The sequence below is a fragment of the Aquamicrobium sp. YD-1-mutant5 genome, assembly GCF_059509755.1.
Window position 1 is genome coordinate 23,415 of record NZ_JCAKKP010000005.1, and the last position, 25,310, is coordinate 48,724.

23 protein-coding genes are annotated in these 25,310 nt (G+C 63.6%); 6 read left to right on the forward strand and 17 right to left on the reverse strand.

Translation table 11 applies throughout. From position 1 onward, the window contains the following. Positions 1-96 precede the first annotated feature (96 nt). The 7 genes from AC5XE7_RS10020 to AC5XE7_RS10050 form a co-directional block, all read right to left on the reverse strand. A complete protein-coding gene (locus AC5XE7_RS10020) occupies positions 97-1,104 on the reverse strand; it encodes an isopenicillin N synthase family dioxygenase (protein ID WP_239799385.1) in 1,008 nt (335 codons plus the stop codon). 181 nt (positions 1,105-1,285) lie between these two features. Further along, a complete protein-coding gene (locus tag AC5XE7_RS10025; protein ID WP_495365912.1) occupies positions 1,286-2,329 on the reverse strand; it encodes an isopenicillin N synthase family dioxygenase in 1,044 nt (347 codons plus the stop codon). 40 nt (positions 2,330-2,369) lie between these two features. After that, positions 2,370-3,473 (reverse strand): amino acid ABC transporter permease, encoded by a 1,104-nt coding sequence (locus AC5XE7_RS10030; protein WP_495365913.1) that lies wholly within the window; start codon positions 3,471-3,473, stop codon positions 2,370-2,372. Further along, a complete protein-coding gene (locus tag AC5XE7_RS10035) occupies positions 3,470-4,660 on the reverse strand; it encodes an amino acid ABC transporter permease (protein ID WP_495365914.1) in 1,191 nt (396 codons plus the stop codon). The genes AC5XE7_RS10030 and AC5XE7_RS10035 overlap by 4 nt, the downstream gene beginning before the upstream one ends. A 20-nt stretch (positions 4,661-4,680) precedes the next feature. After that, a complete protein-coding gene (locus tag AC5XE7_RS10040; protein ID WP_495365915.1) occupies positions 4,681-5,715 on the reverse strand; it encodes an amino acid ABC transporter substrate-binding protein in 1,035 nt (344 codons plus the stop codon). Between the two features lie 254 nt (positions 5,716-5,969). Next, on the reverse strand, positions 5,970-6,845 hold the full coding sequence (locus AC5XE7_RS10045) for a LysR family transcriptional regulator (RefSeq protein WP_495365916.1): 876 nt from the start codon (positions 6,843-6,845) through the stop codon (positions 5,970-5,972). Positions 6,846-6,872: 27 nt separating this feature from the next. Next, positions 6,873-8,297 carry an SLC13 family permease gene (locus AC5XE7_RS10050; RefSeq protein WP_495365917.1) on the reverse strand — a complete coding sequence of 475 codons (1,425 nt, stop codon included), beginning with the start codon at positions 8,295-8,297 and terminating at the stop codon, positions 6,873-6,875. Between the two features lie 301 nt (positions 8,298-8,598). Between AC5XE7_RS10050 and AC5XE7_RS10055 the strand changes: the two genes are divergently transcribed. The 3 genes from AC5XE7_RS10055 to AC5XE7_RS10065 are packed head-to-tail and all read left to right on the forward strand — an operon-like array spanning position 8,599 to position 10,890. Next, the gene (locus AC5XE7_RS10055; protein WP_495365918.1) at positions 8,599-9,258 is read left to right on the forward strand and encodes a lysophospholipid acyltransferase family protein; all 660 of its coding nucleotides are present in this window, start codon (positions 8,599-8,601) and stop codon (positions 9,256-9,258) included. Then, a complete protein-coding gene (locus AC5XE7_RS10060; RefSeq protein ID WP_495365919.1) occupies positions 9,255-10,205 on the forward strand; it encodes a phosphatidate cytidylyltransferase in 951 nt (316 codons plus the stop codon). Before AC5XE7_RS10055 ends, AC5XE7_RS10060 begins: the two co-directional genes overlap by 4 nt. Positions 10,206-10,242: 37 nt before the next feature. Then, positions 10,243-10,890 carry a CDP-alcohol phosphatidyltransferase family protein gene (locus tag AC5XE7_RS10065; protein ID WP_495366049.1) on the forward strand — a complete coding sequence of 216 codons (648 nt, stop codon included), beginning with the start codon at positions 10,243-10,245 and terminating at the stop codon, positions 10,888-10,890. 27 nt (positions 10,891-10,917) lie between these two features. On the opposite strand, the gene scpA is transcribed toward AC5XE7_RS10065, so the two are convergent. The 4 genes from scpA to AC5XE7_RS10085 are packed head-to-tail and all read right to left on the reverse strand — an operon-like array spanning position 10,918 to position 16,941. Then, positions 10,918-13,068: a methylmalonyl-CoA mutase gene (gene scpA / locus AC5XE7_RS10070; RefSeq protein ID WP_495365920.1), complete on the reverse strand. Its 2,151-nt coding sequence runs from the start codon at positions 13,066-13,068 to the stop codon at positions 10,918-10,920. Positions 13,069-13,081: 13 nt separating this feature from the next. Then, positions 13,082-15,085: an acetyl-CoA carboxylase biotin carboxylase subunit gene (locus AC5XE7_RS10075; protein ID WP_495365921.1), complete on the reverse strand. Its 2,004-nt coding sequence runs from the start codon at positions 15,083-15,085 to the stop codon at positions 13,082-13,084. Positions 15,086-15,107: 22 nt separating this feature from the next. Further along, positions 15,108-15,389 (reverse strand): hypothetical protein, encoded by a 282-nt coding sequence (locus AC5XE7_RS10080; protein WP_495365922.1) that lies wholly within the window; start codon positions 15,387-15,389, stop codon positions 15,108-15,110. A 19-nt stretch (positions 15,390-15,408) separates the two neighbouring features. Then, positions 15,409-16,941: an acyl-CoA carboxylase subunit beta gene (locus AC5XE7_RS10085; RefSeq protein ID WP_495365923.1), complete on the reverse strand. Its 1,533-nt coding sequence runs from the start codon at positions 16,939-16,941 to the stop codon at positions 15,409-15,411. A 189-nt stretch (positions 16,942-17,130) separates the two neighbouring features. Here AC5XE7_RS10085 and AC5XE7_RS10090 point away from each other — a divergent pair, with 189 nt between their 5' ends. From AC5XE7_RS10090 to AC5XE7_RS10100, 3 genes are all read left to right on the forward strand, one after another. After that, positions 17,131-18,540 (forward strand): helix-turn-helix domain-containing protein, encoded by a 1,410-nt coding sequence (locus AC5XE7_RS10090; protein WP_183831769.1) that lies wholly within the window; start codon positions 17,131-17,133, stop codon positions 18,538-18,540. Between the two features lie 435 nt (positions 18,541-18,975). Next, complete coding sequence (locus AC5XE7_RS10095) at positions 18,976-19,686, forward strand: helix-turn-helix transcriptional regulator (RefSeq protein WP_495365924.1); 711 nt, start codon at positions 18,976-18,978, stop codon at positions 19,684-19,686. Continuing rightward, on the forward strand, positions 19,683-20,444 hold the full coding sequence (locus AC5XE7_RS10100; RefSeq protein ID WP_495365925.1) for a helix-turn-helix transcriptional regulator: 762 nt from the start codon (positions 19,683-19,685) through the stop codon (positions 20,442-20,444). The genes AC5XE7_RS10095 and AC5XE7_RS10100 overlap by 4 nt, the downstream gene beginning before the upstream one ends. On the opposite strand, the gene AC5XE7_RS10105 is transcribed toward AC5XE7_RS10100, so the two are convergent. From AC5XE7_RS10105 to motA, 6 genes are read right to left on the reverse strand one after another with little or no spacing between them, the layout of a single operon-like run. Continuing rightward, positions 20,434-20,889: a BspJ family T4SS effector nucleomodulin gene (locus AC5XE7_RS10105; RefSeq protein ID WP_495365926.1), complete on the reverse strand. Its 456-nt coding sequence runs from the start codon at positions 20,887-20,889 to the stop codon at positions 20,434-20,436. The genes AC5XE7_RS10100 and AC5XE7_RS10105 overlap by 11 nt on opposite strands. Further along, entirely contained in the window at positions 20,886-21,968 is a 1,083-nt protein-coding gene (flhB, locus tag AC5XE7_RS10110) for a flagellar biosynthesis protein FlhB (protein WP_495365927.1), read from the reverse strand. The genes AC5XE7_RS10105 and flhB overlap by 4 nt, the downstream gene beginning before the upstream one ends. An 11-nt stretch (positions 21,969-21,979) precedes the next feature. Then, the gene (locus tag AC5XE7_RS10115; protein ID WP_495365928.1) at positions 21,980-23,011 is read right to left on the reverse strand and encodes a flagellar motor switch protein FliG; all 1,032 of its coding nucleotides are present in this window, start codon (positions 23,009-23,011) and stop codon (positions 21,980-21,982) included. A gap of 46 nt (positions 23,012-23,057) precedes the next feature. Continuing rightward, positions 23,058-23,456, reverse strand: a complete 399-nt coding sequence (gene fliN, locus AC5XE7_RS10120; RefSeq protein WP_183831774.1) for a flagellar motor switch protein FliN — start codon at positions 23,454-23,456, stop codon at positions 23,058-23,060. Between the two features lie 22 nt (positions 23,457-23,478). Then, the gene (locus AC5XE7_RS10125) at positions 23,479-24,402 is read right to left on the reverse strand and encodes a FliM/FliN family flagellar motor switch protein (RefSeq protein WP_495365929.1); all 924 of its coding nucleotides are present in this window, start codon (positions 24,400-24,402) and stop codon (positions 23,479-23,481) included. Positions 24,403-24,430: 28 nt separating this feature from the next. Next, a complete protein-coding gene (gene motA, locus AC5XE7_RS10130) occupies positions 24,431-25,306 on the reverse strand; it encodes a flagellar motor stator protein MotA (protein WP_183831776.1) in 876 nt (291 codons plus the stop codon). Between the last annotated feature and the right edge of the window lie 4 nt (positions 25,307-25,310).

A 25,310-nucleotide genomic window follows, 5' to 3' on the forward strand; every position in this document is an offset into this window, starting at 1 on the left:
CGCAGCGCAGGTTGAAACGGCCCGGCCGGGCATCGGAGGCTCAACGTACACCGCACCCGATGACCAGTGCGAAAAGGGGGTGGTTTCCGTTGTGGTTCAGGATGCTTTCAGAAGGTCCGGATAATGCCGCGCGGCGACATCGGGATGTGAGCGCAGACGGCTTTTCAGCACATTCACGCCGACATCGCGAAACAGGGGATTGTCCGGGTCGCTGGCAGGCCCTTTCGCCTCGGCGGCGAGATCCTCGGGAAGGTCGAGAAGGGGAATGGTGGCGTCGAGCCGGGCGCCGAAGAAGAACGGCACCGAATAGCGCTCCGCGCCGCGCGGCGGCGTCACCACGCGGTGCAGCGTCGCGCGCAGATAGCCGTTGGATGCCAGTTCCAGAAGCTCGCCTATATTGACCACCAGCGTTCCCGGAACGGGCTCGACCTCGACCCATTTGCCGTCATACTCGACCTGCAGCCCTCCGACATTGTCCTGCAGCAGCAGCGTGAGGAAGCCGCCATCCTTGTGCGCGCCCACGCCCTGATCGTCCCCGGTCTGCTCGCGCCCCGGATAGCGCACGATCTTCATGCGGTGGTTGGCACCCTCGCCATAGATCGGCTCGAAAACGTCTTGCGGCTGTTCCAGCGAAACGGCAAAGGCCTTGAGCAGCCGGATCGCCACTTCGGCCACTTTCGACTGCCATTCGAGAATGGCCGGCCGCAGTTCGGGCAGCGCCTGCGGCCACTGGTTCGGCCCGTGCAGCCGCGTCCAGGCCGGCTGGCCGCCATTCTGCTTCACCGGCTCGCGTTCGATGCCGAAATCCAGCTGCTCGCGCCAGTCGGCCTGCCCGCGGGTGCGCTCGCCGGCAACGCGCGTATAGCCGCGGAACTGTGACGAGTTCACCATCTCGATACCGAGCTTGTCCTGTTCCGGCAGATCGAAAAAACGCCGCGACAACTCGAACAGCCGGTCGATTTCATCCAGCGTTATGTTGTGGCCATCGAGATAGAAGAAGCCGACATCGCGGGCAGCATAGCGCAGGTCCCTCAGGAAGGCCGCGCGGTCCGCCGGGCCGGATTCGAAGAGGGAAAGATCGAGGATGGGGAAAAGACGGGCCAATTTATGCCTCCTTCCGCAATGGTGTCGATGAAACAGGCGTCGCGCCGCGAGCCCCGGATTTTGGTATCATCGGGGACGGCCGGAACCGGGAAAAGAACAGCCATCCCCCTATCGTCTCCTCCAATGACAAGAGCTGCTAATCGCAGCCCCTGTCGTGGAAGCCGTTTTCTTGCCGTGCCGATCAGCCTGCCTTGCCGAACAGCTTCTCCACCAGCGCGGCATGATGCGCCTCAGCCACATCTGGATGCGAGCGCAGGCGGCTTTTCAGGTGGTTGATGCCAACCTCGCGGAAGATCGGGTTCAGCGGATCGACGCTGATGCCGCGCTCCTTGCGTTGCAATTCTTCGGGAAGATCAATGACGGGAATGGTGGCATCGTAGCGCGCGCCGAGGAAGAAGGCGACCGAGAAGCGTTCGACGCCGGCCGGCGGCACCACCACGTCATGCACGTCGGCGCGCACGAAGCCGTTGGTCGCAAGCTCGAGCAATTCACCCGTATTGATGACGAAGGTGCCCGGCACCGGCGGCGCCTCGATCCACTCGCCTTCCTCGGTGCGCACCCGCAGGCCCGGAACTGTATCCTGCAGCAGAACGGTGACGAAACCACCATCCTTGTGCGCGCCGACGCCCTGATCGCTCTCGGCCGCATCCCGACCGGGATAGCGGATGATTTTCAGAAGCTGCGAGGGCGACGGCTCGTAGATCGGCGCGAACACGTCCTCTGGCTGGCCGAGCGTCACCGCGATGGCCTTGAGGACGTCTATGCCGATGCGCGTGACCTCCGCCTGATAGGCGAGCAGAAGCGGCTTCAGCTCGGGCAGCGCCTGGTCCGGCCACTGGTTGGGGCCGCGCAGATGCAGCCATGGCTGGTCCTCGGGCACGTTGGCCACCGCCTCGCCCTCGGTGTTGATGTCGAGTTGTTCGCGCCAGTCCTTCTCGCCGCGCGTATGCTCGCTGCCGGCGCGGTTGTAGCCGCGGAAATGCGGCGACCGGATCATCTCGATCTTCAGCTTCTCGTCCAGCGGCAGCGCGAAGAATTTCTTGGCCGTGGCGACCACCTCAGAAATCAGGTCCGTATCAACGCCATGTCCGGTGAGGTAGAAGAAGCCGTGGTCGTGCAGGATATCGCGCAGCTCGTCGATGAACTTCGCCCGCTCTTCCGGCCCCTCATGAAAGCGCCCGATGTCGACGACCGGAAGGTTTGGAATGGTGGTGTGAACGGTCATTCTCGTCTCCTTGGCATGAATTCGATGGTGTAGCTGCGCATCACCCACGGCCATGCTGCGGCCGGCCGGAAAGGCGGCGCTCCAGCCTGCGGCTGTAACGGGACCCGATGAAGCAGAAGGTGAAGTAGATTGCCGCCACCAGCAGATAGGCCTCGTCGTAGAAGCCCAGCCATTTCGGGTCGGTGGCGGATGCCTTGGCGGCGTTGAGCAGATCGAAGATGCCGATCACCGCCAGCAGCGAGGTTGCGAGCAGGAAGCCGATGGCAAGGTTGACGATGCCTGGAATGACCACCCGAAGCGCCTGCGGCAGGATGACGAGCTGCATCGAGCGCCAGTAGCCGAGGCCGAGCGCGGTGGCGGCCTCGTACTGGCCGGGCGAGATGGTCTGCAAGCCGCCGCGCACCACTTCCGCCAGATAGGCGGCCCAGAACAGCGCGATCATGATCATGGCGCGGAAAGTCTTGTCGAGGGTGATGCCTTCTGGCAGCGCCATCGGCACGATCAGCATGGCGACATAGAGGATCGCGACCATCGGCGTGCCGCGCATCAGCTCGATATAGCCGATTGCCAGCGTGCGCAGGCCGCCCATCTTCGAGCGCCTCGCCAGTGCCAGCAGCACGGCGAGCGGCATCGCCACTGCAAAACACACGGTCCACACCAGCAGCGTGACCGGCAGGCCGCCCCACTGGTTGGAAGGCACCAAGCGCCCGCCCGGCCAGCCGCTCATCAAAAGCCACGAGCCGCCGATGGCGCCGAACCATGCGATCAGCAAACCCCGGTTCCAGAAGCGCGGCAGCACGCTGGCCGTCACCAGCGCCAGAAGCAGCAGAATGACGAGCAGCGGCCGCCAGTGCAGGTCGGGCGGGTAGAAGGCGAAGAAGATAAAGCGCAGCTTGGTACCGATGAAGGCCCAGCAGGCCCCGGCGCGTGCGGCACAGTCCGCCGAAGTGCCGCTCCATGTCGCGTCGATCAGCGTCCAGTGCAGCAGGGAGGGAACCGTCCACACCAGAAAGGCGGTGGTCACGATGGTGATCGCCGTATTGAGCTTTGTGCTGAACAGCCCGTCCGCCAGCCTTGCGCGCAGAGGCGGCCTGACCGTTCCGGGGCCGGCACCGAATCGCGTTTCGGCCTCGATCACGCTCATGCCGGCCCTCCCCCGCGCAGTGCCACGCGGTTGTTGTAGATATTCATGAGCGCCGACAGCACGAGGTTGAGCGCCAGATAGACCGCGATCATGATGATCAGCGCCTCGAAGGCCTGGCCCGTGGTGTTGGCGGTAGTATTGACCACGCTGACGAGGTCGGGATAGCCGATAGCGACCGCGAGGCTGGAATCCTTGGTGAGGTCCAGATAGTTCGAGGTCGTCAGCGGCGTAATGACCCGTAGCGCCTGCGGCAGCACCACCAGACGCATGATCTGCCCGTCATGCAGGCCTAGCGCACGGGCGGCTTCCCACTGTCCCTGCTTCACCGATTCGATGCCGGCCCGTACGATTTCGGCGATTGAAGCGGAGAACTTCACGGTAAGCCCCGTCAGCAATGCAGCGAATTCGGGCGACAGGCTCCAGCCGCCGCGAATGTTGAATCCGGCGAGCTTCGGCACTTCGAACTGAACGGCAGAGCCAGTGAGCCTGAACACAAGCGCCCCAGCGATAAGGGCACCAGGAATGACAAGCAGCGCGCGTTTCAAACCGAGCCGCGAATGCCGTGCGGAAACAACAAGCGACCCCACAAAGGCGATCACCACGACGGCAAGGCCGAGCCATGTCGAAACCGAAGCGCCTTCGACCACGGGACCGGGCACGTAAATGCCACGTCCGCTCAGGAAAATGGTGTCGAACAGCGTCAGCGCCTGTCCCGGCGCGGGCAGCGCCTTGGCGACGGAAATCCAGAAGAAAAGCTGGAGCAGCAGCGGTGTGTTGCGCACGAGCTCGATGTACCAGCGCACGATGCCGGCAAGCAGCAGATTGCCGGAAAGACCGGCAACGCCGAGAAAGACGCCGAGCACGGTGGCCAGCACGCAGCCAAGCAGCGCCACTTTCAGCGTATTGAGAACGCCCACCAGCATGGCGCGCGCATAGGTGTCGCCCGCCTTGAAGGAAATGGCCTGCTCGCCGATCTCGAAATTGGCCGAGCGCCACAGGAAATCGAAGCCGGGGCTGACGCCGATGCGCGCCATGGAGGCTGCGATTGTCGATCCGAGCCCGTAGAACAACGCAATGACCGCGATGATGACGGCGACCTGCGCCAGAGGCCGGGGACCCCACCAGCCCGCCAGCCTGCTGAAAGCACCGGGCCGACGGCCCGGTGTGATGTCGAAATGCGTGGCCATGAGCGCCTGTTCGGCCGCTCTCAGCGGAACGGCGGCGAATAGAGCAGGCCGCCGTCGGTCCACAGGCTGTTATAGCCACGCTCCCAGCCGAGCGGCTTCAGGTGGCGGTCGAAGATCTCGCCATAATTACCCACCGTCTTGATGATGTTGTAGGCCCATTTGGGATCGAGGCCGATCGCCTCGCCCAGCGACTTGTCAACGCCCAGGAAGCGCTGGATCGCCGGGTCCTCGCTCTTGAGAAACTCGTCGACATTCTGGCTGGTGATGCCCCATTCTTCAGCCTGAATGGTTGCATTGACCGTCCAGTTGACGATTTCCAGCCAGCGGTCGTCGCCACCCGCAATTGCCGGGGCCAGCGGCTCTTTCGACAGGCGCTCGGGCAGAACGACATAGTCGTCCGGCTTCTTGAGCTGCGTCAGCTTGCCGACAAGGTCGGAACTGTCCTGCGTGATCGCGTCGACGCGGCCGGATTCGAGCGCGGCGATGAATTCGCCGGTATCTTCGATGGTCACCGGGGTGAAGCCATGGCCGGTCTTGCGGAAGAAATCGGCGATATTCAGCTCACCGGTCGTACCGCTCTGTATGCCGATGGTGGCGCCGTCGAGATCGGCTGCCTTTTCGACGCCGAGATCCTTGCGCACCAGCAGGCCCTGACCGTCATAGAAGATGGTCGGGCCGAAATGGAAGCCGAGCTGGAAGGCGCGCGTGATGGTTACGGTGACGCCCGAAAGCAGGATGTCGAACTCACCGGCCTGAAGTGCCGGCAGACGCTGCTGCGGCGAGGACGAGGTGAACTCGACCTTTTCCGGATCGCCGAACACGGCGATGGACAGCGCCCGCCCGTAGTCGATGAAGAAGCCCTGCCAGCGGCCGCTGGAATCCGGTGCGAAGAAGCCCGGCGTCGTGCCGACGCCGACCTTGATGGCCCCGCGCTGGTTGATGCGGTCGAGCGTCGGACCGGCGATGGCGGAGGTGGAAACCAGCGCCGTGGCCAGTGCCGCGGTCGCCGTCACCAGCTTCGTCCAGCGCAGGCCGGAAGCGAGAATGGATGTCATGTTGTCGTCTCCTGAGCGGTTCGGTCCGTGGACGGAGTGGTGGGAGACCGTCTCCGTGACATGCTCAGGATAGCCGGCGCGCGCGCCCGATTAAGGAACAGGCATCTAATTAGATGCCGATCCGGCGAGTGTTTTTCTCACCATGCGCATCTGGCAGGCAGCGCTTGTCGGGGGCCGGATTACGTCTGGCGATCACCTTCTTCGACAATCAGCACCAGGGCGCTCGCGGTGCGCTTGTGCTGCGGCGCAAGCCATCATGCTGCTTCGAGAAGGTTTGCCGCGGCGATCAGCAACGGGTCCTGCGCGCGTGATTGCAGGAAAGCGAACATCACCCTGACCTCGTCACGCACCTGACAGATCACGTCCACCTCGCCGTCCCGCCTCGCCTGCATGGCTGTATCGGCATGCAGGAGCCCGATGCCGACACCTCCGGCGATCAGCGATCGCGTCACCTTTTCCCTGTCGATGCCGATCGTCTTGCGCGGCCGGAACTGATAGCGGCGAAACAGGCTTTCCGCCGCGTGGCCGCAGCAGGATGCGCCGACGGTGGGATATATCCACGACAGTTCCGCCATGGCCTGCCAGTCCGGCTCATCCGAAACCGGCAACAGCCCCGCCGGCGCAGCCAGATAAATGGCGAACCTGCCGACTTCGATCGTTTTCAGATCTTCATGCGGGTCTGCCGGCTCGTTGTAGAACCCGGCGTCCAGCCTGCCGCTTCGAATCCCTTCCAGCACGTCGAGGGAATGGCCATGCTCCAGGTCCATCTCGACTTCGGGGTATCGCTCCGATAGCCGCATCAACAACCGCCCGACGGCATCTGTGCCCGAATTGCTACCGCCGCCTATGCGCAGCCTGCCGCTCAGCTGCCCCCTTATGCGTGTCGCTTCCTCGATCAGTTCCCGGTGTGCCTGCAGGGTCTGCTCCGCTCTGGCAAGCAGCCGCTCGCCATCGGGCGTCAGCGTCATTCCGCGCGGCGTGCGGGCGAAGAGCGTCAGGCCGAGCGTGTCCTCGATGGCCTTGATGTGAGCGCTGACGGCAGGCTGGCTCAGATAAAGCCGTTCCGATGCGCGGGTAATGCTGCCCTCGCGCGCCACGGCTATGAAAGTTTTGAGCTGATGGATCTCCATATCTGCCTACGTCTCCGTAACCGCTGTTCAGCCCTGCCGGAACATCCCCAGCACATGCCACCATGCCAGATCGAGCGGCAGCAGCACCAGCACCGTTACCGCGAAAAGCGCCAGACACAGCCGCGTCACCGCGCGCGGGGCCAGGTTGGCGAGCTGGGTGGCAGTGACGAGCGGCGGCGCCTGATACGGCAGCAGTACGCTGGAGAAAGCCAGCACCTGCGTCATCAGGATGGTTGCGAGCGGCAGGTTGGTGACGGCGGCGAGATGCCCGGCACCCGGCGTGAGCACCGCCGGCACGCCCGGCAGATTGGTGACGGCAGCCACCAGCGACGAGATCGCCAGAAGGGCGGCGACGTTGTGGAATGGTTGGTCCGGAGCGAAGCCCGCATGTTCGCCGAGCGCCGCCACGATGGTTTTGCCAAGCCCGGTGGAGGCAATGACCGCCCCCAACCCCATGATGCCGGCAACGAAGAACAGGGTCGCATAATTGATCTCTTCGTTGGGGCATTTGGGCGAGGTCAGGCCGCTGCCGGGCCACAGGCACCAGATTGCTCCCGCCAGCGCGACCCAGCCCGGCGACACATGATGCAAGGCGTCGGTCAGCCACAGGAGCAGCGAAACGACGAGGAGGACGGCAAGATGCCGTTCACGCCGGCTCAGCGGCTGTGCGACTCCGCCCTCGGAGGCTGTACGCAGCGGCGCGCGATCGGGAAACATCCACAGGATGAGCCCGACCAGCGCTGCCGCCTTGCCGGCACCCAGCACCGGGAAATGCAGCACCAGATAGTCGAAATAGCGGATGCGGAACCCGTAGAGGCTTTCCGCCGTGCCGGCGAGGATCATGTTGGGCGTATTGGCCGGCAGGATGGCGTAGGCAGGAATGCAGGTTCCGAAAGCCGCCGCCATCAGCATGCCGGTCCGCCCCGCCGATCCTTCGCCGTAACCCATGTGGTCTGCCAGCGACAGGATGATCGGCACCAGCAGCACGATGCGCCCCATCGAGGATGGCAGGAAGAACGCCAGCACGAGGCTGAAGGTGACGACGCCCGCAATCACGCTGCCGTACCGGCGCCCCAGCATGCCGGCAAGCAGCGACGCCATGCGCTGCCCGAGCCCGGTGAAGCGGATGGAACTGCCCATCACCATGCCGCCGAACAAAAGCCACAGCGTCGAGGACTGGAACGCACCCAGCACCACCTGTGGTGGTGCCGCCTGCATGATGATCGCGACCACGAAGAAGACAAGCGCGGGCAGATATTCCGGCACCGCCGCCGTCGCCCACATGCCGATACAAAACACGCCCAGGCCCGCCGCGACAGCCATTTCCGGCGGCAGACGCAGGCCCGTCACGATGGCGGCAAGAACGCTTGCCGCCAGTATGATCGCGCTCTTCCAGCGCGGATCGCGGCACAGCCTCAGCTTGTGGTTTTCGGCAGCGGCGATATGGGACATTGTGTTCAGGCTTTGCATTGATCGTGGCCGACTGTGCCGCATCCGCTATCCTGCAATCCAATCGTAGTTTCGGAGCCCGGCCCTCGCGAAAACGGATGGCTGTTAAAAAGACTCGCCTGCAGATCCACTGCATTGACGGCAAGAACCGTAAAACCGGTGCAGGACGCCTCCCTTGCGCTTGGCATGGCGCAGGGTTCTGCAATAGGTTGCGAACCCGGATTCGAGGCTGATCCCGGTTTTGCTCCTTCGGCGTTGCCCCCGCGCCATCAGACGCTTCCCTGGACGACGAGCAGGAAACAGAATGAAAGCATTCATGGCGGACCTCTTTGCCGGGGTTGTTCTGCTGTTTGCCAGGGCAATCACAGCCGTCAGGGCGATCTGGGATGAGAACGGCCCGCCACGCCGGCAGTCGATCTACTTTGCCAATCACGCCAGCCACGGCGATTTCATTCTGATATGGGCGGTGCTGCCGCCGCGCCTGCGGCGGCGCGTGCGCCCTGTCGCCGGCGCAGACTACTGGCTGAAGTCGCCACTGAGGCGCTTCATCGGGCAGGATGTCTTCAACGCCGTGCTCATTCAGCGCGTGCGCGAGGAACGCGACAACGACCCCATCGAAATGATGGCGCAAGCGCTGGACGAACACGCCTCGCTGATCTTCTTTCCCGAAGGCACCCGCAACCAGACGGACCTCCCCCTGCTGCCCTTCAAAACGGGGCTGTTTCATCTGGCGAGCGCCCGCCCCGACGTCGACCTCGTGCCGGTGTGGATCGCCAATCTCAACCGGGTCATGCCCAAGGGCGAGTTCGTGCCGGTTCCGCTGATCTGCACAACCACCTTTGGCGCCCCGCTTCGCCTTCAGGCCGGCGAAGACAAGGAAGCCTTCATCGAACGCGCGCAGGCGGCCCTGCTTGCGCTGGCGCCCAAAGCGGAGGGCCCAAAAGTGGAGGGCAATGCCCAATGAGCACCACCTGGCATGACATGTTCCTGCTGCTGCTCGGCATCGGCAGCGTGCTGCTGCTGGCCTCGCTCGTCGGGCGCATCCTGCAATGGCGGCTTTCTCCGGACGGCTCCAACAGCACCATCGAGAACCTGAACGCGCGCATCAACGCATGGTGGATCATGGCGATCCTCATCGCCATCGCCTTCATCGCCGGACGCGTCGGAGTGCTGGTGCTGTTCGCCTTCTGCTCCTTCGCCGCCCTGCGCGAATTCGTGACGCTGACCAACACCCGACGCGCCGATCACTGGGCGCTGGCGACGGCCTTCTTCGTCGTCGTGCCGCTTCAGTATTTCCTGTTGTGGAAAGAGGAATACGGCATCTTCAGCGTGTTCATCCCCGTCTATGCCTTCCTTTTGATGCCGATCATCGCGGTGATCCGCGGCGACACTCACAACTTCCTCGTCCGCATCGCCGAGCTGCAATGGGCGCTGATGATCTGCGTGTTCTGCGCCTCGCATGTGCCGGCGCTGCTGACCCTGAACATTCCGGGCTTCGAGGGCCGCAACGTCCTGCTGATCGCCTTCCTCGTCATCGTCGTGCAATTGAGCGACGTGCTGCAATATGTGTGGGGCAAGCTCTTCGGCCGCACGAAGATCGCGCCCAATCTTTCGCCTTCGAAAACCGTCGAGGGGTTTGTCGGCGGCGTCGCCTCGGCAACTCTGATTGGCGCGGGCCTGTGGTGGATCACGCCGTTCACGCCTGTGCAGGCCGGCATCATGGCCTTCGTCATTGCCATGATGGGCTTCTTCGGCGGGCTGGTGATGTCGGCGATCAAGCGTGATCGCGGCGTCAAGGACTGGGGCCATCTGATCGCCGGGCATGGCGGGCTGATCGACCGGCTGGATTCGGTCGTCTTCTCGGCGCCCGTCTTCTTCCACCTCACGCGCTACTGGTGGTCGCTGTCATGAAGGCGGCGCGGAACACCACAACCGGCAAGGACTGACCATCATGGAAAAAGGCGACCGCAGGCCGCTGGCCAGCCGCGACACGCGCTGGGCCCAGACCATGGCAAAGCGCATGGTGCACATGTCGATCACGCCCAACGCGATCTCGCAGGCCAGCATGGTCATGGCCGCGCTGGCCGGCATCGCCTTTTTCTTCTCCGGCGCGCATGAAGGCGCGGGCCGCATCGTGCTGTTGCTTGCAGCCGCCCTGTTTTGCCAGTTGCGCCTGTTGTGCAACCTGTTCGACGGCATGGTCGCGGTGGAAGGCGGCAAGGCCGAAGCGGACGGGCCGTTCTGGAACGAATTCCCGGACCGCGCCGCCGACATCATGATCTTCGCCGGCATCGGCTACGGCATCGGCGCGCCTGCGCTCGGCTGGGCGGCGGCAGCCTTTGCCGTGCTCACCGCCTATGTGCGCGAGCTTGGCCGCGCCAATGGCCTGGCCAGCGACTTCTGCGGCCCCATGGCCAAGCAGCACCGCATGGCAGTGGTGACAGGCGCGGCCCTGCTCTCGGTGTTTGAATTCCTGTGGGAAGGCCGCAACGAGATGCTGGTGGCAGCGCTTTGGATCGTTGCCGCAGGCGCCGCCCTCACCGCCCTTCGCCGCGGCTTCAGGCAGGTGAAGCGCCTGCGCGCCCGAAAGAGCTGACGCCGGCTGTTTTCCCGTATCGTCGGGTCAGATGTTGCGGCGCTTGCCTTCCATGAGGTCGAGCACGGCGCGCGCGGCATCCAGTACATTGGTGCCGGGACCGAACACGGCGGCCACGCCATGGTCGAGCAGGTACTGGTAGTCCTGACGCGGGATGACGCCCCCGACCACGACAATGACCTCGCTTGCACCCCGCGCCTTCAGCGCCTCCACCAGTTGCGGGGCCAGCGTCTTGTGCCCTGCCGCCAGCGACGACATGCCAACGACCTGCACCTTCGACGTCACCGCGAGATCGGCCGCCTCTTCCGGCGTCTGGAAGAGCGGGCCGGCGATAACCTCGAAGCCGAGATCGCCGAAGGCCGAAGCGATGACCTTGGCGCCGCGATCATGCCCGTCCTGCCCGAGCTTGGCGACCATGATGCGGGGTGAAGCGCCCAGCGCCTTCGAGAACTGATCCAGCCGGTCGACCAGATTCTCATATTCCGGCTCGCCCTCATAGGCGGGGCCGTAGACCTTGCTCACCACTTTCGGCACGGCCGAGTGATCGCCGAAGGCATCGCGCATGGCATCGGAAATTTCGCCGAGCGTTGCGCGCGCCCGCGCCGCCTCCACGGCGGCTTCGAGGATGTTGCCCTGCCCCGAGCGCGCCACTTCGCGCAGCCGGTCCAGCGTTGCCTCGGCCTTCTTCGGGTCGCGCTGGCGTCTGGTGCGCTCGATGCGGGCGATCTGCGCCTCGCGCACCGCCTTGTTGTCGATGTCGAGAATGTCGATCTCGTCCTCGGTTTCGAGGCGGTATTTGTTGACGCCGACGATCACCTCGTCGCCGCGGTCGATGGCCGCCTGCTTGCGGGTCGCCGCCTCCTCGATCAGGCGCTTCGGCAAGCCGTCATTGACCGCCCTGGTCATGCCGCCCATCGCCTCGACCTCTTCGATCAACTTCCACGCAGCATCGGCAAGCTCATTGGTCAGGCTCTCGACATAGTAGGAGCCGGCCAGCGGATCGACCACCTTCGTCACGCCCGTCTCGTGCTGGAGGATGAGCTGGGTGTTGCGGGCAATGCGCGCCGAAAATTCGGTCGGCAGCGCGATCGCCTCGTCGAAGGAGTTGGTGTGCAGCGACTGCGTGCCGCCAAGGGCTGCGGCCAGCGCTTCATAGGCGGTGCGCACCACGTTGTTGTACGGGTCCTGCTCCTGCAGCGAGACGCCGGAGGTCTGGCAATGGGTGCGCAGCATCAGCGAGGACGGCTTCTTCGGCTCGAACTCCTGCATGATGCGCGTCCACAACAGGCGCGCGGCGCGCAACTTGGCCGCTTCCATGAAGAAGTTCATGCCGATGGCGAAGAAGAAGGAGAGCCGCCCGGCGAACTCGTCGACGTCGAGGCCCTTCTTCAGCGCCGCCCGCACATATTCGCGCCCGTCGGCCAGCGTGAAGGCCAGTTCCTGCACCAGCGTCGCGCCCGCCTCCTGCATGTGATAGCCGGAGATGGAGATGGAGTTGAACTTCGGCATCTCCTTCGCCGTATATTCGATGATGTCCGCGATGATCCGCATCGAAGGCTCGGGCGGATAGATGTAGGTGTTGCGGACCATGAACTCCTTGAGGATGTCGTTCTGGATCGTGCCCGACAGTTTTTCACGCGGCACGCCCTGCTCCTCGCCGGCCACGATGAAATTGGCGAGTACCGGAATCACCGCCCCGTTCATGGTCATTGACACCGAGATCTGGTCGAGCGGAATGCCCTCGAACAGGATCTTCATGTCCTCGACGGAATCGATGGCGACGCCGGCCTTGCCGACATCGCCGACAACACGCGGATGGTCGCTGTCATAGCCGCGATGGGTGGCAAGGTCGAAGGCGACCGACACGCCCTGCTGACCGGCGGCCAAAGCCTTGCGGTAGAAGGCGTTGGATTCCTCCGCCGTGGAGAAACCCGCATACTGGCGGATCGTCCATGGACGCCCGGCATACATGGTGGCGCGCGGACCGCGCACGAAGGGCGCCAGGCCCGGCAGGCCGCCGAGATGCCCGACACCCTCCAGATCGTCGGCCGTGTAGAGCGGCTTGACCGGAATGCCTTCCGGCGTGTTCCACACCAGCGTGTCGGGATCGCGCCTGACCTCCTTTTCGGCCAGAGCGCGCCATTTCTCGATATTGGGGTCGGGTTTCGGATCACTCATCACAATTCCCTGCCTATTCGAATTCAAGGATCAGTTCGTCGACGGCAAGGCTCGCACCCGGCTCGACGGCAACGCGGCTGACCTTGCCGGCCTTTTCGGCGCGCAGAACATTTTCCATCTTCATCGCCTCGACGGTGGCCAGCGCCTGTCCTTCCTGCACCTCGTCACCTTCCTGAACGGCGATGGAGGTGACCACGCCCGGCATCGGGCACAGAAGCATCTTCGACGTATCGGGAGGAAGCTTGACCGGCATCAGCCGAGCCAGTTCCGCGACACGGGGGCTGCGCACATAGGCTTTCGCATCAATTCCGCGCCAGCGCAGGCGCATCGAGGAGCCGTTGAGCGTGATCTTCACGCCCATCACCTCGCCATCCACCACGAAAACCGCATGGGTGGAGCCGGGCAGCCACTCGCTCGAAACCGCGACGCTCTCGCCATCCGCGAAGTCTATCGTGTCGCTGGCCGCACCTTCCGTCACGGCGAGCGCGAATTCATGATCGGCAACCGTCGCCACCCAGTCTGCGCCGATGCTGCGGGGATGGTTAGCAAGCACGCCGGAAATCTGCGCCGCGCGGCGCGCAAGCCGCAGATGGATGAAGGTCGCGACCGCCGCCAGCCGGCGCGCCTGACGCTCGCCTGCCGTGACGCCGCTAAAACCGTCGGGAAACTCCTCGGCGATATAGGCGGTGGTCAGCCGCCCGTCCCGGAAGCGCTGCTGGTCCATCACCGCCGACAGGAACGGCAGATTGTGGCCGATGCCCTCGACCTCGAAATCGTCCAGCGCGCGGCCCATGGCCTCGATGGCGCCAACGCGATCCGGTGCCCACGCGCACAGCTTTGCGATCATGGGGTCGTAATGCATGGAAATCTCGCCGCCCTCGAACACGCCGGTGTCGTTGCGGATGATGGTGTCATCGTCGCTTCTGCCTTCCGCCGGCGGGCGATAGCGCGTCAGCCGGCCGATGGAGGGCAGGAAGTTGCGATAGGGGTCTTCGGCATAGAGGCGGCTTTCGATGGCCCAGCCGTTCAGCGTCACGTCGCCCTGCGTCATGCGCAGCTTCTCTCCTGCCGCGACCCGGATCATTTCCTCCACCAGATCGATGCCGGTGATCAGCTCCGTCACCGGATGCTCGACCTGAAGGCGGGTGTTCATTTCAAGGAAATAGAAATTGCGGTCGCCATCGACGATGAACTCGACCGTGCCGGCCGAAAAATAGCCGACCGCGCGCGACAGGGCCACGGCCTGCTCACCCATGGCCTTGCGTGTCGCTTCGTCGAGGAATGGCGACGGGGCTTCCTCGATGACTTTCTGGTTGCGGCGCTGGATCGAGCATTCGCGTTCGCCCAGATAGAGAATGGTGCCGTGCTTGTCGCCCAGCACCTGAATCTCGATATGACGCGGCTGGGTGACGAATTTCTCGATGAAGATGCGGTCATCGCCGAAGGAGGATTTGGCCTCGTTCTTCGACGACTGGAAGCCCTCGCGCGCTTCCGCATCGTTCCACGCAATGCGCATGCCCTTGCCGCCGCCGCCGGCGGAGGCCTTGATCATCACCGGATAGCCGATCTGTGAAGCGATGCGGACGGCCTCATTCGCATCCTCGATAAGCCCCATATGGCCGGGCACGGTGGAAACGCCAGCTTCCGCCGCCAGCTTTTTGGAGGTGATCTTGTCGCCCATCGCCTCGATGGCTTTCACCGGCGGGCCGATGAAGGCGACGCCCTCTTGCTCCAGCGCCTCGGCGAAAGCGGCGTTTTCCGACAGGAAGCCATAGCCTGGGTGGACGGCATCAGCGCTTGTCTTGCGGATGGCTTCGAGGATTTTGTCGATGACGATGTAGGACTGCGACGAGGGCGCGGGGCCGATATGCACCGCCTCATCGGCCTGACGCACATGCAGCGCATCGCGGTCGGCGTCAGAATAGACAGCGACGGTTTTGATACCCAGCTTCTTCGCGGTACGGATGACCCGGCAGGCGATTTCGCCGCGATTGGCAATGAGGATCTTCTTGAACATCAGCCCGTCTCCAGTCCCCAAATCAGTCTTTGAATTTCTTTTCGTAAGGCATCGTCAGAAGTGCGGAAGCGGTGACCACACCCCCAAATACGAAGGCGAAAGGCGCAACCAGCAGCAATATCGGGATGACCGGATTTGCCGCCCGGTCTATGCGTGCGCCGATGCCGCCGATGTCGAGCCAGATGATGGCGATGGCCGTCAGCGCCCCGATCAGCGCGCCAAGCGCTGCGTTCAGCGCCATGAAGCGCATCATCTGCCAGTGGTCCTTGCGGGCCGCCTCCGGCGTCAGCTTCGGCTTGTTCATCGCTCCTCCGGCCCCGCTCTCACAGAGGCATCGTGTCATGCTTGCGCCACGGACCTTCCACGCGCTTGTTGCGCAGTGCTGCAAAGGCACGCGCGATGCGGCGGCGCGAGGAATGCGGCATGATCACCTCGTCGATGAAGCCGCGCTCGGCTGCCACGAACGGATTGGCGAAACGCTCTTCATATTCGGCCGTGCGCGCGGCGATCTTTTCCGCATCGCCCAGTTCCGAGCGGTAGAGGATCTCGGTCGCACCCTTGGCGCCCATCACCGCGATCTCGGCCGTCGGCCAGGCATAGTTGATGTCGGCGCCGATATGCTTGGAGGCCATCACGTCATAGGCTCCGCCATAGGCCTTGCGGGTGATCAGCGTCACCATCGGCACGGTCGCCTGCGCATAGGCGAACAGAAGCTTCGCGCCATGCTTGATGACGCCGCCATACTCCTGCGCCGTGCCGGGCAGGAAGCCGGGCACGTCCACCAGCGTCAGCAGGGGGATGTTGAAGGCGTCGCAGAAGCGCACGAAGCGTGCGGCCTTGCGCGAGGAATCGATGTCGAGGCAGCCGGCCAGCACCATGGGCTGGTTGGCGACAACGCCCACGGTCTGCCCCTCGATGCGCATCAGGCAGGTGATGATGTTCTTCGCGAACGCTTCCTGAACCTCGAAGAAGTCGCCCTCGTCGGCAATCGCCGCGATCAGCTCCTTCATGTCGTAGGGCTTGTTGGCCGAATCCGGCACCAGCGTGTCGAGCTTCATGTCGATGCGCGCCGGATCGTCATGGAAGGGCCGCACCGGCGGCTTCTCGCGGCTGTTGAGCGGCAGGTAGTCGAACAGCTTGCGCACGCCCTCCAGCGCCTCGACATCGTTCTCGAAAGCACCGTCGGCCACTGAGGATTTCTGCGTGTGCGTTCGCGCGCCGCCCAGTTCCTCGGCCGTCACGATCTCGTTGGTGACGGTCTTCACCACGTCCGGCCCGGTGACGAACATGTAGGACGAGTCGCGCACCATGAAGATGAAGTCGGTCATGGCCGGCGAATAGACCGCGCCGCCCGCGCATGGGCCCATGATCACCGAAATCTGTGGCACCACGCCCGACGCGTCGACATTGCGCTTGAACACGTCGGCATAGCCGGCGAGCGAAGCAACGCCTTCCTGAATGCGCGCGCCGCCGGAATCGTTGAGGCCGATCACCGGCGCGCCGTTCTTCACGGCCATGTCCATGATCTTGCAGATCTTCTGCGCATGGGTTTCCGACAGCGAACCGCCGAGCACGGTGAAGTCCTGCGAAAACACATAGACCAGCCGGCCGTTGATGGTGCCCCAGCCGGTCACCACGCCGTCGCCCGCCACCCTCTGGCTCGCCATGCCGAAATCGGTGGCGCGGTGGGTGACATACATGTCGAACTCCTCGAAGGAGCCCTCGTCCAGCAGAACCTCGACGCGCTCGCGCGCCGTCAGCTTGCCCTTGGCATGCTGGGCATCGATGCGCCGCTGGCCGCCGCCGAGACGGGCTTCGGCGCGGCGCGCCTCCAGTTGCTCGAGAACGTTGCGCATCAGCGGCCCTCCCCAAAGCTGCGGAGAACAGGCACGAAAAGCGGTGTCGGCATGGTCTCTCCCTCGCCGGCAGGCTGAGCCGGCTTTGTTTCCATTCCGATAGAGCCAGGCGCTCCCCAAGAAAATGCTGGAACGGGTGGATTTGCATAGTATAGAATTTTGCAAATTGCGAATTGTGAAAATGCGAACATGTCAACAGGCAAGCTCTATATCGGCCGCAAGGTACGCGAATCCCGCCTCGCCCACGGCCACACGCAAGCCGCCTTCGCCGAACGGCTGGGCATCTCGACCAGCTATCTGAACCAGATCGAGAACAACCAGCGCCCGGTTTCGGCCACGGTGCTGCTGGCGCTGGCCGAGAAATTCCAGATCGAGATGTCGGAGCTTTCGGCCGGCAGCAGCGACCGGCTTTTGTCCGCGCTTTCCGAAGCGCTGGCCGATCCGCTGTTTGAAAACTATTCGCCCGGCATGCAGGAACTCAAGCTTGTGGTGCAGAATGCGCCGGGCCTCGCCCACGCGCTGGTCGCCTGCCATCAGGCCTATCGCCGCAACAGCGAGCAGCTTGCCGGTTTCGACCAGATGTCGCGCACCAGCGGACTGGCCGACCCCACGCCTTACGAGGAAGTGCGGGACTTCTTCCATTTCATGGACAACTACATCCACGAGATCGACATGGCCGGCGAGAAGCTGGCTCACTCAATCGGCATTCCTGAAGCGGAAACGGGGGCCGCACTTGCCGCCCATCTGGAAATGCGCCATGGCGTACGCATTCTCAAGGCGGCGGAAGGCGAGGAAGTCCTGCGCCGCTACGATCCCGCCTCCAGGCTTCTCTACCTGAACGCCTATTCGCCCGCGTCGACGCGCCATTTCCAGATGGCCTACCAGATCGCCTCGCTGGAACTGAAGACGGAGATCGACACCATCGCGCGCCGCGCCGAATTCCGCTCGCCGGAATCGGTCGAGATCTGCCGCATCGGGTTGCGCAACTATTTCGCAGGGGCCGTCACCCTGCCCTACCAGAGCTTTGTCACCGCCGCGCGCGAGTTGCGCCACGATCTGGAACTGCTGGCCGCCCGTTTCGGCGCGAGCCTCGAACAGGTGGCGCACCGCCTTTCCACGCTGCAACGCCCCGGCATGAAAGGCGTGCCCGTCTTCTTCGCCCGCTTCGACCGGGCCGGCAACATCACCAAGCGCCACAGCGCCGCCAAGCTTCAATTCGCCCGCTTTGGCGCCGCCTGCCCCTTGTGGAACGTGCACCAGTCCTTCGAGCTGCCCGGCCGCATCATCAGGCAACTGGCCGAGACGCCGGACGGCGTGCGTTATCTGTGCGTGGCGACTGAAATCGCCAAGTCCGGCGGCGGCTTCAACGCGTCGCGAAGGCGCTACGCCATCGCGCTCGGCTGCGAGGTCGCTTATGCCGGCGACTTTGTCTATGCGGACGGCCTCGATCTGAACAACCGGGCCGCTTTCGATCCGATCGGCATTTCCTGCCGCATCTGCGAGCGCGCCAGTTGCGACCAGCGCGCCAGCCCGCCCTTCAAACGGCGCCTGCACGTCGATCACGATCTGCGCTCACCGGTGCCCTACAGGCTGGAATGATGAAGTTCCGCAGGCAACGTTGAGCGGCCTCGTCAGGCGGTGCATTAGACACCCCGGCAAGCGATTTTCCGACGTTCCCGGACGGTATGAATCCGCAAATGAAGGCCTTGCGAGTCGCAACGAGGACTCCGAAGCGACTTTTTGTCAATTCCCATTTGATGTGGGATTCAACTGGGGGTAGATTAACCACGAATCAGTCGATCCTGCGGGGGCGGGGCGAGCAATCTGAAGTCTGAAGCAGCGGGCGAAATGCCTGCCGCAAGGCGCGATGGCCTTCGCGTCCCCCGACGGAGTCGCCCGGTCGGGCATTGCCGGTGCCCAGTGCGTTCCCGGCAGCATGTGTTCCCAAATTCAGGCGTCCAACGTGATTGTGATGCGTATCCGCCCGCCGTGGTCCCTCCACGGCGAACGACCGATTCTGGCCAGAAGACTGTCATGAACAAAGCCGCTGCATCTTCGGAAGCCGACACGCTGAAAGGCCGCCTCACCTCGCGCGGGGAACTGACCGGTTTCCTCATGAATGCCGCCGCCAATACCGGCGCTGACAGCTACATGCTTGTAGCGATTTCCCATGGCGAAGCGCGAAATCAGGCCCGCATCGTCGCCTCGAACTGGAAATTCGACGTCATCGAGCTGATCGGCCGGCAGCTTATCGCCACGCTGGCGCAGGGACCATGGACGGCTGCGCCCGGAATGCGCCCTTCGGCCCTGATTTCTGCCGCGGCGCCCGGAACCGGCGCATTGATCAACGGTGAAGAGGCAAAGCTGCTCACCGTTCTTGGTCACGCGGAAATCTATTCGCTGACCCTCAACGTGGGCAGCCAGCGCCTTTTCATCCTGTTTTCCTCCGAGCAGCCGGGACAGATCAATCTGGCCGCGCTTGCGCGTACCCAGATGGAATGCTGTTATGCGCTGTCGCGCGCAGCCCATCTCGTGACCGGCGACACGGCACAGGACCCTCTTTCCGATCGTGAGCGGGAATGCCTGTTCTGGGTTTCGGAAGGCAAGACGACGGATGAAGTCGCAGTCATTCTTGGCGTGTCGTCCAACACGGTCAACAGCTACATCACCCACGCAATTCAGAAATTCTCGGCCAGCAACCGGGCGATGGCGATCGCAACCGCGATCAGGAGCGGCATCATTTGATCCACGCAGCCCTTACACACATCGACGCACAGCCTCTTAACGACCAGCCCGGGCGTCAGGCGATCGTCTGGCCGCAGGGTGGCGAGCATGCGCTGACGATTTCCGATGCCGTGCGGCGCTGCCGATGGATGGCGCAGGAGATCAATGCCACCTCATTCGCGGTCTTTCTCGCCCCGCTCATGCAGGAGCGGGCCAGGCTGGTTCCCTGCCTCGATTCCGATCATCCGGGCGCCGGGTTCGCGAAGAGCGTGACCGGCAATATTGATCATCTGGTGCGCCATGTCCGCACCTCCACGGAACCCCTGTGGTGGAGCGAAGGGCCGCGAAGCCCGGCCGCGCAACGTCTCGGCGCGCTTTGCTGGGCTACGCAGATCGACCCGATCATAGCCGGCACCTCCGGCATTGCCTTCCCCGTCCACGCCGAGCGGAACCAGTGTGGGCTGGTGGTGTTTGCCGGACCCTGCACGAATATCGATCAGAACCTGCTGGTCGAAGTTCACAGCAAATGCTTTTCGCTGTTTTCGGAAGTGACCCGGCTGCGCCCTGCCTCCGCCAGCCTGACCCGGGCAATGACCCGCCGCGAGCTGGAATGCCTCAAGCTCACCGCCAACGGCTATACGAGCGAGGAAATCGCCCGCATTCTCAAGCTTTCGGTGCACACCACCAATCAGTATCTCACGCAGTCGGCGCAGAAGCTGAATGCCGTGAGCCGCACGCAGGCAGTGGCAAAAGCCCTCAGGCTCGGCCTTATCGAATAGAGCGGCTTTCCTCTGAATCGAGCGCGAGTGCAGGCCTGATGCGCGCCTGCTCCACCGCCTTGCGCAGCATTTCCGTGTTGATCTGCGGATCCTCCGCCGCTGTCTCGAACGCGACGTAGTTGACCACCACGGAAGCGTGGTTTTCTTCAAGCGTGAGCTGGAAATACACCGTCACCCCGGCCGGCCTGAGCTCCAGATCGAGCACGATGCGCGGACTGCCGCTCCAGTCGACAAAGGCTTCGCCGCCGTGTCCGAGCCTGAGGGTCCCGGGCATGAAGTAGAGTTCGGCAGCCGAATCCACGAGATCGGAGACGCAACCAAACTGTTCCAGCCGGATAAAGGCGATGTAGTCGGCGACATCGACAAGGCGCAGTTCGCCGACGACCTGCTGGATCGCTCTGGCGACGATGCTTTCGCGGGTTTCTGCGTGCGGCTGCCTGATCATGTCACCTGCCGGGGTCGGGCCTTGTTGGAATAGACGATCCGCACCAGTTCGGCGACGGCCTGATAGAATTGCTGCGGGATCACGCTATCCACTGAAACTTGCTTGTACATGGAGCGGGCGAGCGCAACGTCCTCAAACACGGGAATCCCGTTGGCTTCGGCCAGCTCGCGAATCTTCAGCGCAACCAGATCCTGCCCCTTGGCCAGAACCAGAGGAGCGGAATCCTCCTCGCGCACATATTTCAGCGCAATGGCGTAGTGGGTCGGGTTGGCGATGATCAGCGTGGCGCGTGGCACGGCCGCCATCATGCGCCGCCGCGCCCGGTCGCGCGCCACCGAACGGATGCGCGACTTCACGATCGGATCGCCTTCGGACTGCTTCAGTTCGTCCTTGACCTCCTGACGCGTCATGCGCAGATCCTGCTTCCAGTGGAAGCGTTGCCAGATGAAGTCGGCGGCAGCGATCGCCCCCATCACGAAAACGATGGCGATCAGAATATCGACGGCAAAGCTGCGGATCACCGACGCGAACTCGACCGGATTGGTGAGCATGCCGGACAAAATCCGGCTGACGCTGTCGGAGAGCACGATCACAAGAACCAGAATGGCGAAGCCCACCTTGGCGACCGACTTGAGGAACTCCACGAAACCCTGCACGCCGAACATCCGCTTCCAGCCCTGCACGAGCGAAATGCGCGAGGCCTGCGGGCGGATACGCTCGCCCACGAAGCGCGGCATGTTCTGGCCGACGGAAGCGACGATGCCCGCCACGACGAGCAGCACCAGAAGTGCGGCCACCGCACGGCCGATTTCCATCATCACGGAGCGATAGAGCTCAATGACATCCGTTTCCGTGGCCAGCGGCCAGGCATCCGGCTTTTCCAGAAACATGGACAGGAACATGCCCAGTTCCATCGCCGCATCGCGCGCATAGAACACGGTAAAGGCAAGGATGGCGACGAAGGATGCGAAGATCGCCGTTTCCTTCGAATGGGGCAGCTTGCCCTTTTCGATGGTGTCGCGGATCTTCTTTTCGGTCGCTTCCTCGGTTTTGGAATCCTTGTCGACGCCCTCGGCCATGGCTCAGCCGATTATCCCTGTTGCCCGCTGGTCTCTTCGCCGGGGATCTGTGCTGCCGGAAGCTCGAAAGCCCCTTCGCGCGACAGACGCACCGTGGCCGAGGCGATCGTCTTGCGCGCCTGCATGATGTCGGCCAGCGGGATCCCCTCCGAACCCATTGAAAGCTCGGATTCGATCATGCGCCGGGTGCGCGCGCCGATCGACGAAAGGACCGCCTCGGTCAGCTCTTCCGGCGCGCCGCGCAAAGCCAGCGTCACCACGTCGCTCGACAATCCGTCGAAAACCAGAACCCGCGCCTTCTGGGTGAGCAGGTGCATGTCATCGAATGAGAACACCCGTGCCTTCACACCCGCGAGATCGGGCGTGCCCGCCGCTTCCAGATCCTGGATCACCTCGTCGAGCTGGGCCTTGTCCATCTCGTTGAGAACGCTGGCAAGCCGTGCCTGTCCGGTCGACGTGTCCTTGCCGGACATGCCGTCGAGCAGCCGGGCGCGTATCTGGTTCTCCACGATCCGCATCGCCGCCTGCGGGGCGCTGGCCATGGTGACCATGCGCTTCATGATCTCCGAGCGCAGCGGCTTTTCCAGTGTCAGCAGAACCTGTGCGGCGAGCGGCGACGACAATCGCGACAGCACCAGAGCGCCCGTCTGTGGATGTTCGCCCGCAAGGAAGGCGCCGATGCGCGCGGCGTCCAGCTTCTCCACCTGCGGCCAGACCGGCAGAGGTCCGGCAGGCTTGTTCTCCTGCCTGCCTTCCATGATGGCGCTCACCTCTTCGGGCGACAGCGTCTCGTTGAGCAGCGTGTCCATCTGGTCGCCCGAGTCGAGCAGGCCGGCACCTTCGGTAAATTCCGCCTCGAACTCGGCTACAATCTTTTCGAGGTCGGCCTGCGGAATGGTGCGCAGAAGGCGCGCGGCATCGATCAGCGACTTCAGCTCTTCCTGCTTGAAGAATTTCAGCAGTTTTCCGGCGGCAGGCTTGCCCATGGCGACGAGTATGGCCGCCGCCTTCTGGGGCCGGGTCAGCGTCAGCGACATCGTCATGCGGTCCCTTCCTGCCTGCTATCGGCGCGATGCCTCATGGCCGTCTTCACGAGCCTTTTGTGGTGACGATTTCGGTCAGGCGGATGGCGAAACGCGAGGAATCATTTTCCAGAACGGTGATCTCACCACGTGCGATGCGGCGACCATTGACCACCAGATCGATCGGCTCGCCGATGCGCCGGTCAAGGGCCACCGTGGAACCCTTCTGCAGCGTCATCAGCTCGGACACGGACATTTCGGTGCTGCCAAGCACGATCTGCACCTCCACCGGAATATCCATGATGACACTGCTGGCAGCAGCGGCCGTCGAAGATGCCGCCTGCGGTTCCTGCTCCTCCTGCTGAAGCACCCCGCGCAGTTCCTCGATGGCGCGGTCGAGCTGCTCGTCCTGACCGGGATTCTGGCCGTGGTTCAGGGCTTCTGCATTGGCCTTCGTCATACTCATAGTCTCCTGCTGCCCGCGCGGATCACTCCTGCACGAGCCCATCCATGAAATCCTGCGCCTCGTCGTGAGGCCGCTTGATGCGCACCGTGTAATTGCTCCCGAGCTTGCCGAACTCGCATACGAACAGGGTGCGGTCGCGGGTGGCGAGGCGGGCCTGCGTCTGCGCCATGTCGCCAAGCTCGATGACATCGCCGACGCGCCATCCCGCAAGCTGGCCGAGCGTCAGGCGCGCCAGAGGCATCGTCGCTTCCAGCGATATGGTCGAGCGCTTCACCTCTTCGGAGAAATGCGCCTGCCAGCGCGAATTGTCTTCCGCATCGACCTCGGCCGGGTTGCGCGACAACAGCACCCGCTGCGGAATGGTGATGACAACCGTGCCCCGCTCCGCCGGTGTCGACAACGCAAACACGATGCGTACGGCCGGCCCGTCGCGCAGCACCCGCCGGCTCGCTTCCAGCCCCGTCACGGCGCGCGGAACCGGCAGCTTCAGTTCCAGCGAACGCCGTCCGGTGCCATTGAGAACCGTGGCCAGTTCCTGAAAAACCAGCGTCGCCACGTCGATTTCGACCGGGGAAAAATCCCTGTCGATCGTCGCCACCGGCTGCTCGGGATCGCCACCGAACAGGGTGCAGACCAGAACCGAAACGGCCGCCGCATCCATCACCATGGTCATGGCATCGGAGGAAATCGTCGACGCCACCGTCGTCATGGCGTAGCAGGAGCCCGAAACGGCCCGCGCTTCCGCCACCCGTGCCACTTCAACGGATTGCAGATCGACCGTCACCGGCGCGCCGATCTCCTCGGCCAGCCGCTTCATGACAAAGGGCAGCGCCCGCTCGGCCATCGAGCGGCCCGCGCCGATGACCTGCCCGGCGTCGCCGCTGTCGCCGAGCAGCCGTTCCAGGATCAGCGAACGGGTGCCGGCCGGGCTTGCCGGACTGCTCATGTTGCCGTCTCGCTCGGAACGCCGCTCATCAGGCTGCCTTCTTCTCGGCAATGACAGCATTCATGGTGCTCTGTTCCACCGCATCGATGGAGGGGCGGTCGTAGGAAGAAATCGTCTTGCGGCCGAACTCGATCGCCACCTGCGGCAGCGAACCGTTCATGTAGGCCAGAAGCGTCTGCTTGACGATGATGTAAAGGCGGTTCTGCTTCTCGCGCACGACCTTGATCTTGGAGGCCACGGGGCCGACCACGGCGTAGGAGAGGAAGATGCCGAGGAAAGTTCCCACCAGCGCCGCGCCGATCAGCCCGCCCAGAATCTCGGGCGACTGGTCGAGCGCGCCCATCGCCTTCACCACGCCCAGAACGGCAGCGACGATGCCCAGCGCAGGCAACGCATCGCCCACAGCCACCATGGAATGGTAGGCCTTGAGCTTGTCGGCGCGGATCGTCTGGATTTCCTCGTCCATCAGCGCTTCGATTTCGTAGGAGCGCGCATTGCCGATGATGATGATGCGGCAATAGTCGCAGATGAAATTGGTGAGATCCTTGTTCTTCAGAACGGTCGGAAATGCCTGGAAGATCGCCGATTCTTCCGGATTGTCGATATGAGCCTCGACCTCGCTGCGCGACTTCGAGCGCAGCTCGCGCATCAGGCTGTGCAGAACGCCCAGCGTCTCCAGATATTCGCGCTCGCTCGGCACCGACTGCCGGATGGCTTCCATGATGGCGCGGCCGGTGTCCTTGACCGTCTTCATGGGATTGGCGACGAGAAACGCACCGAGCGCAGCACCGCCGATGATGACCAGCTCCCACGGCTGCATGAGCACATGGAGATGACCGCCCATGGCCATGAAGCCGCCCAGAACGCAGCCGAGCGTGACCACAAATCCGATCAGAATGCCCACGGTT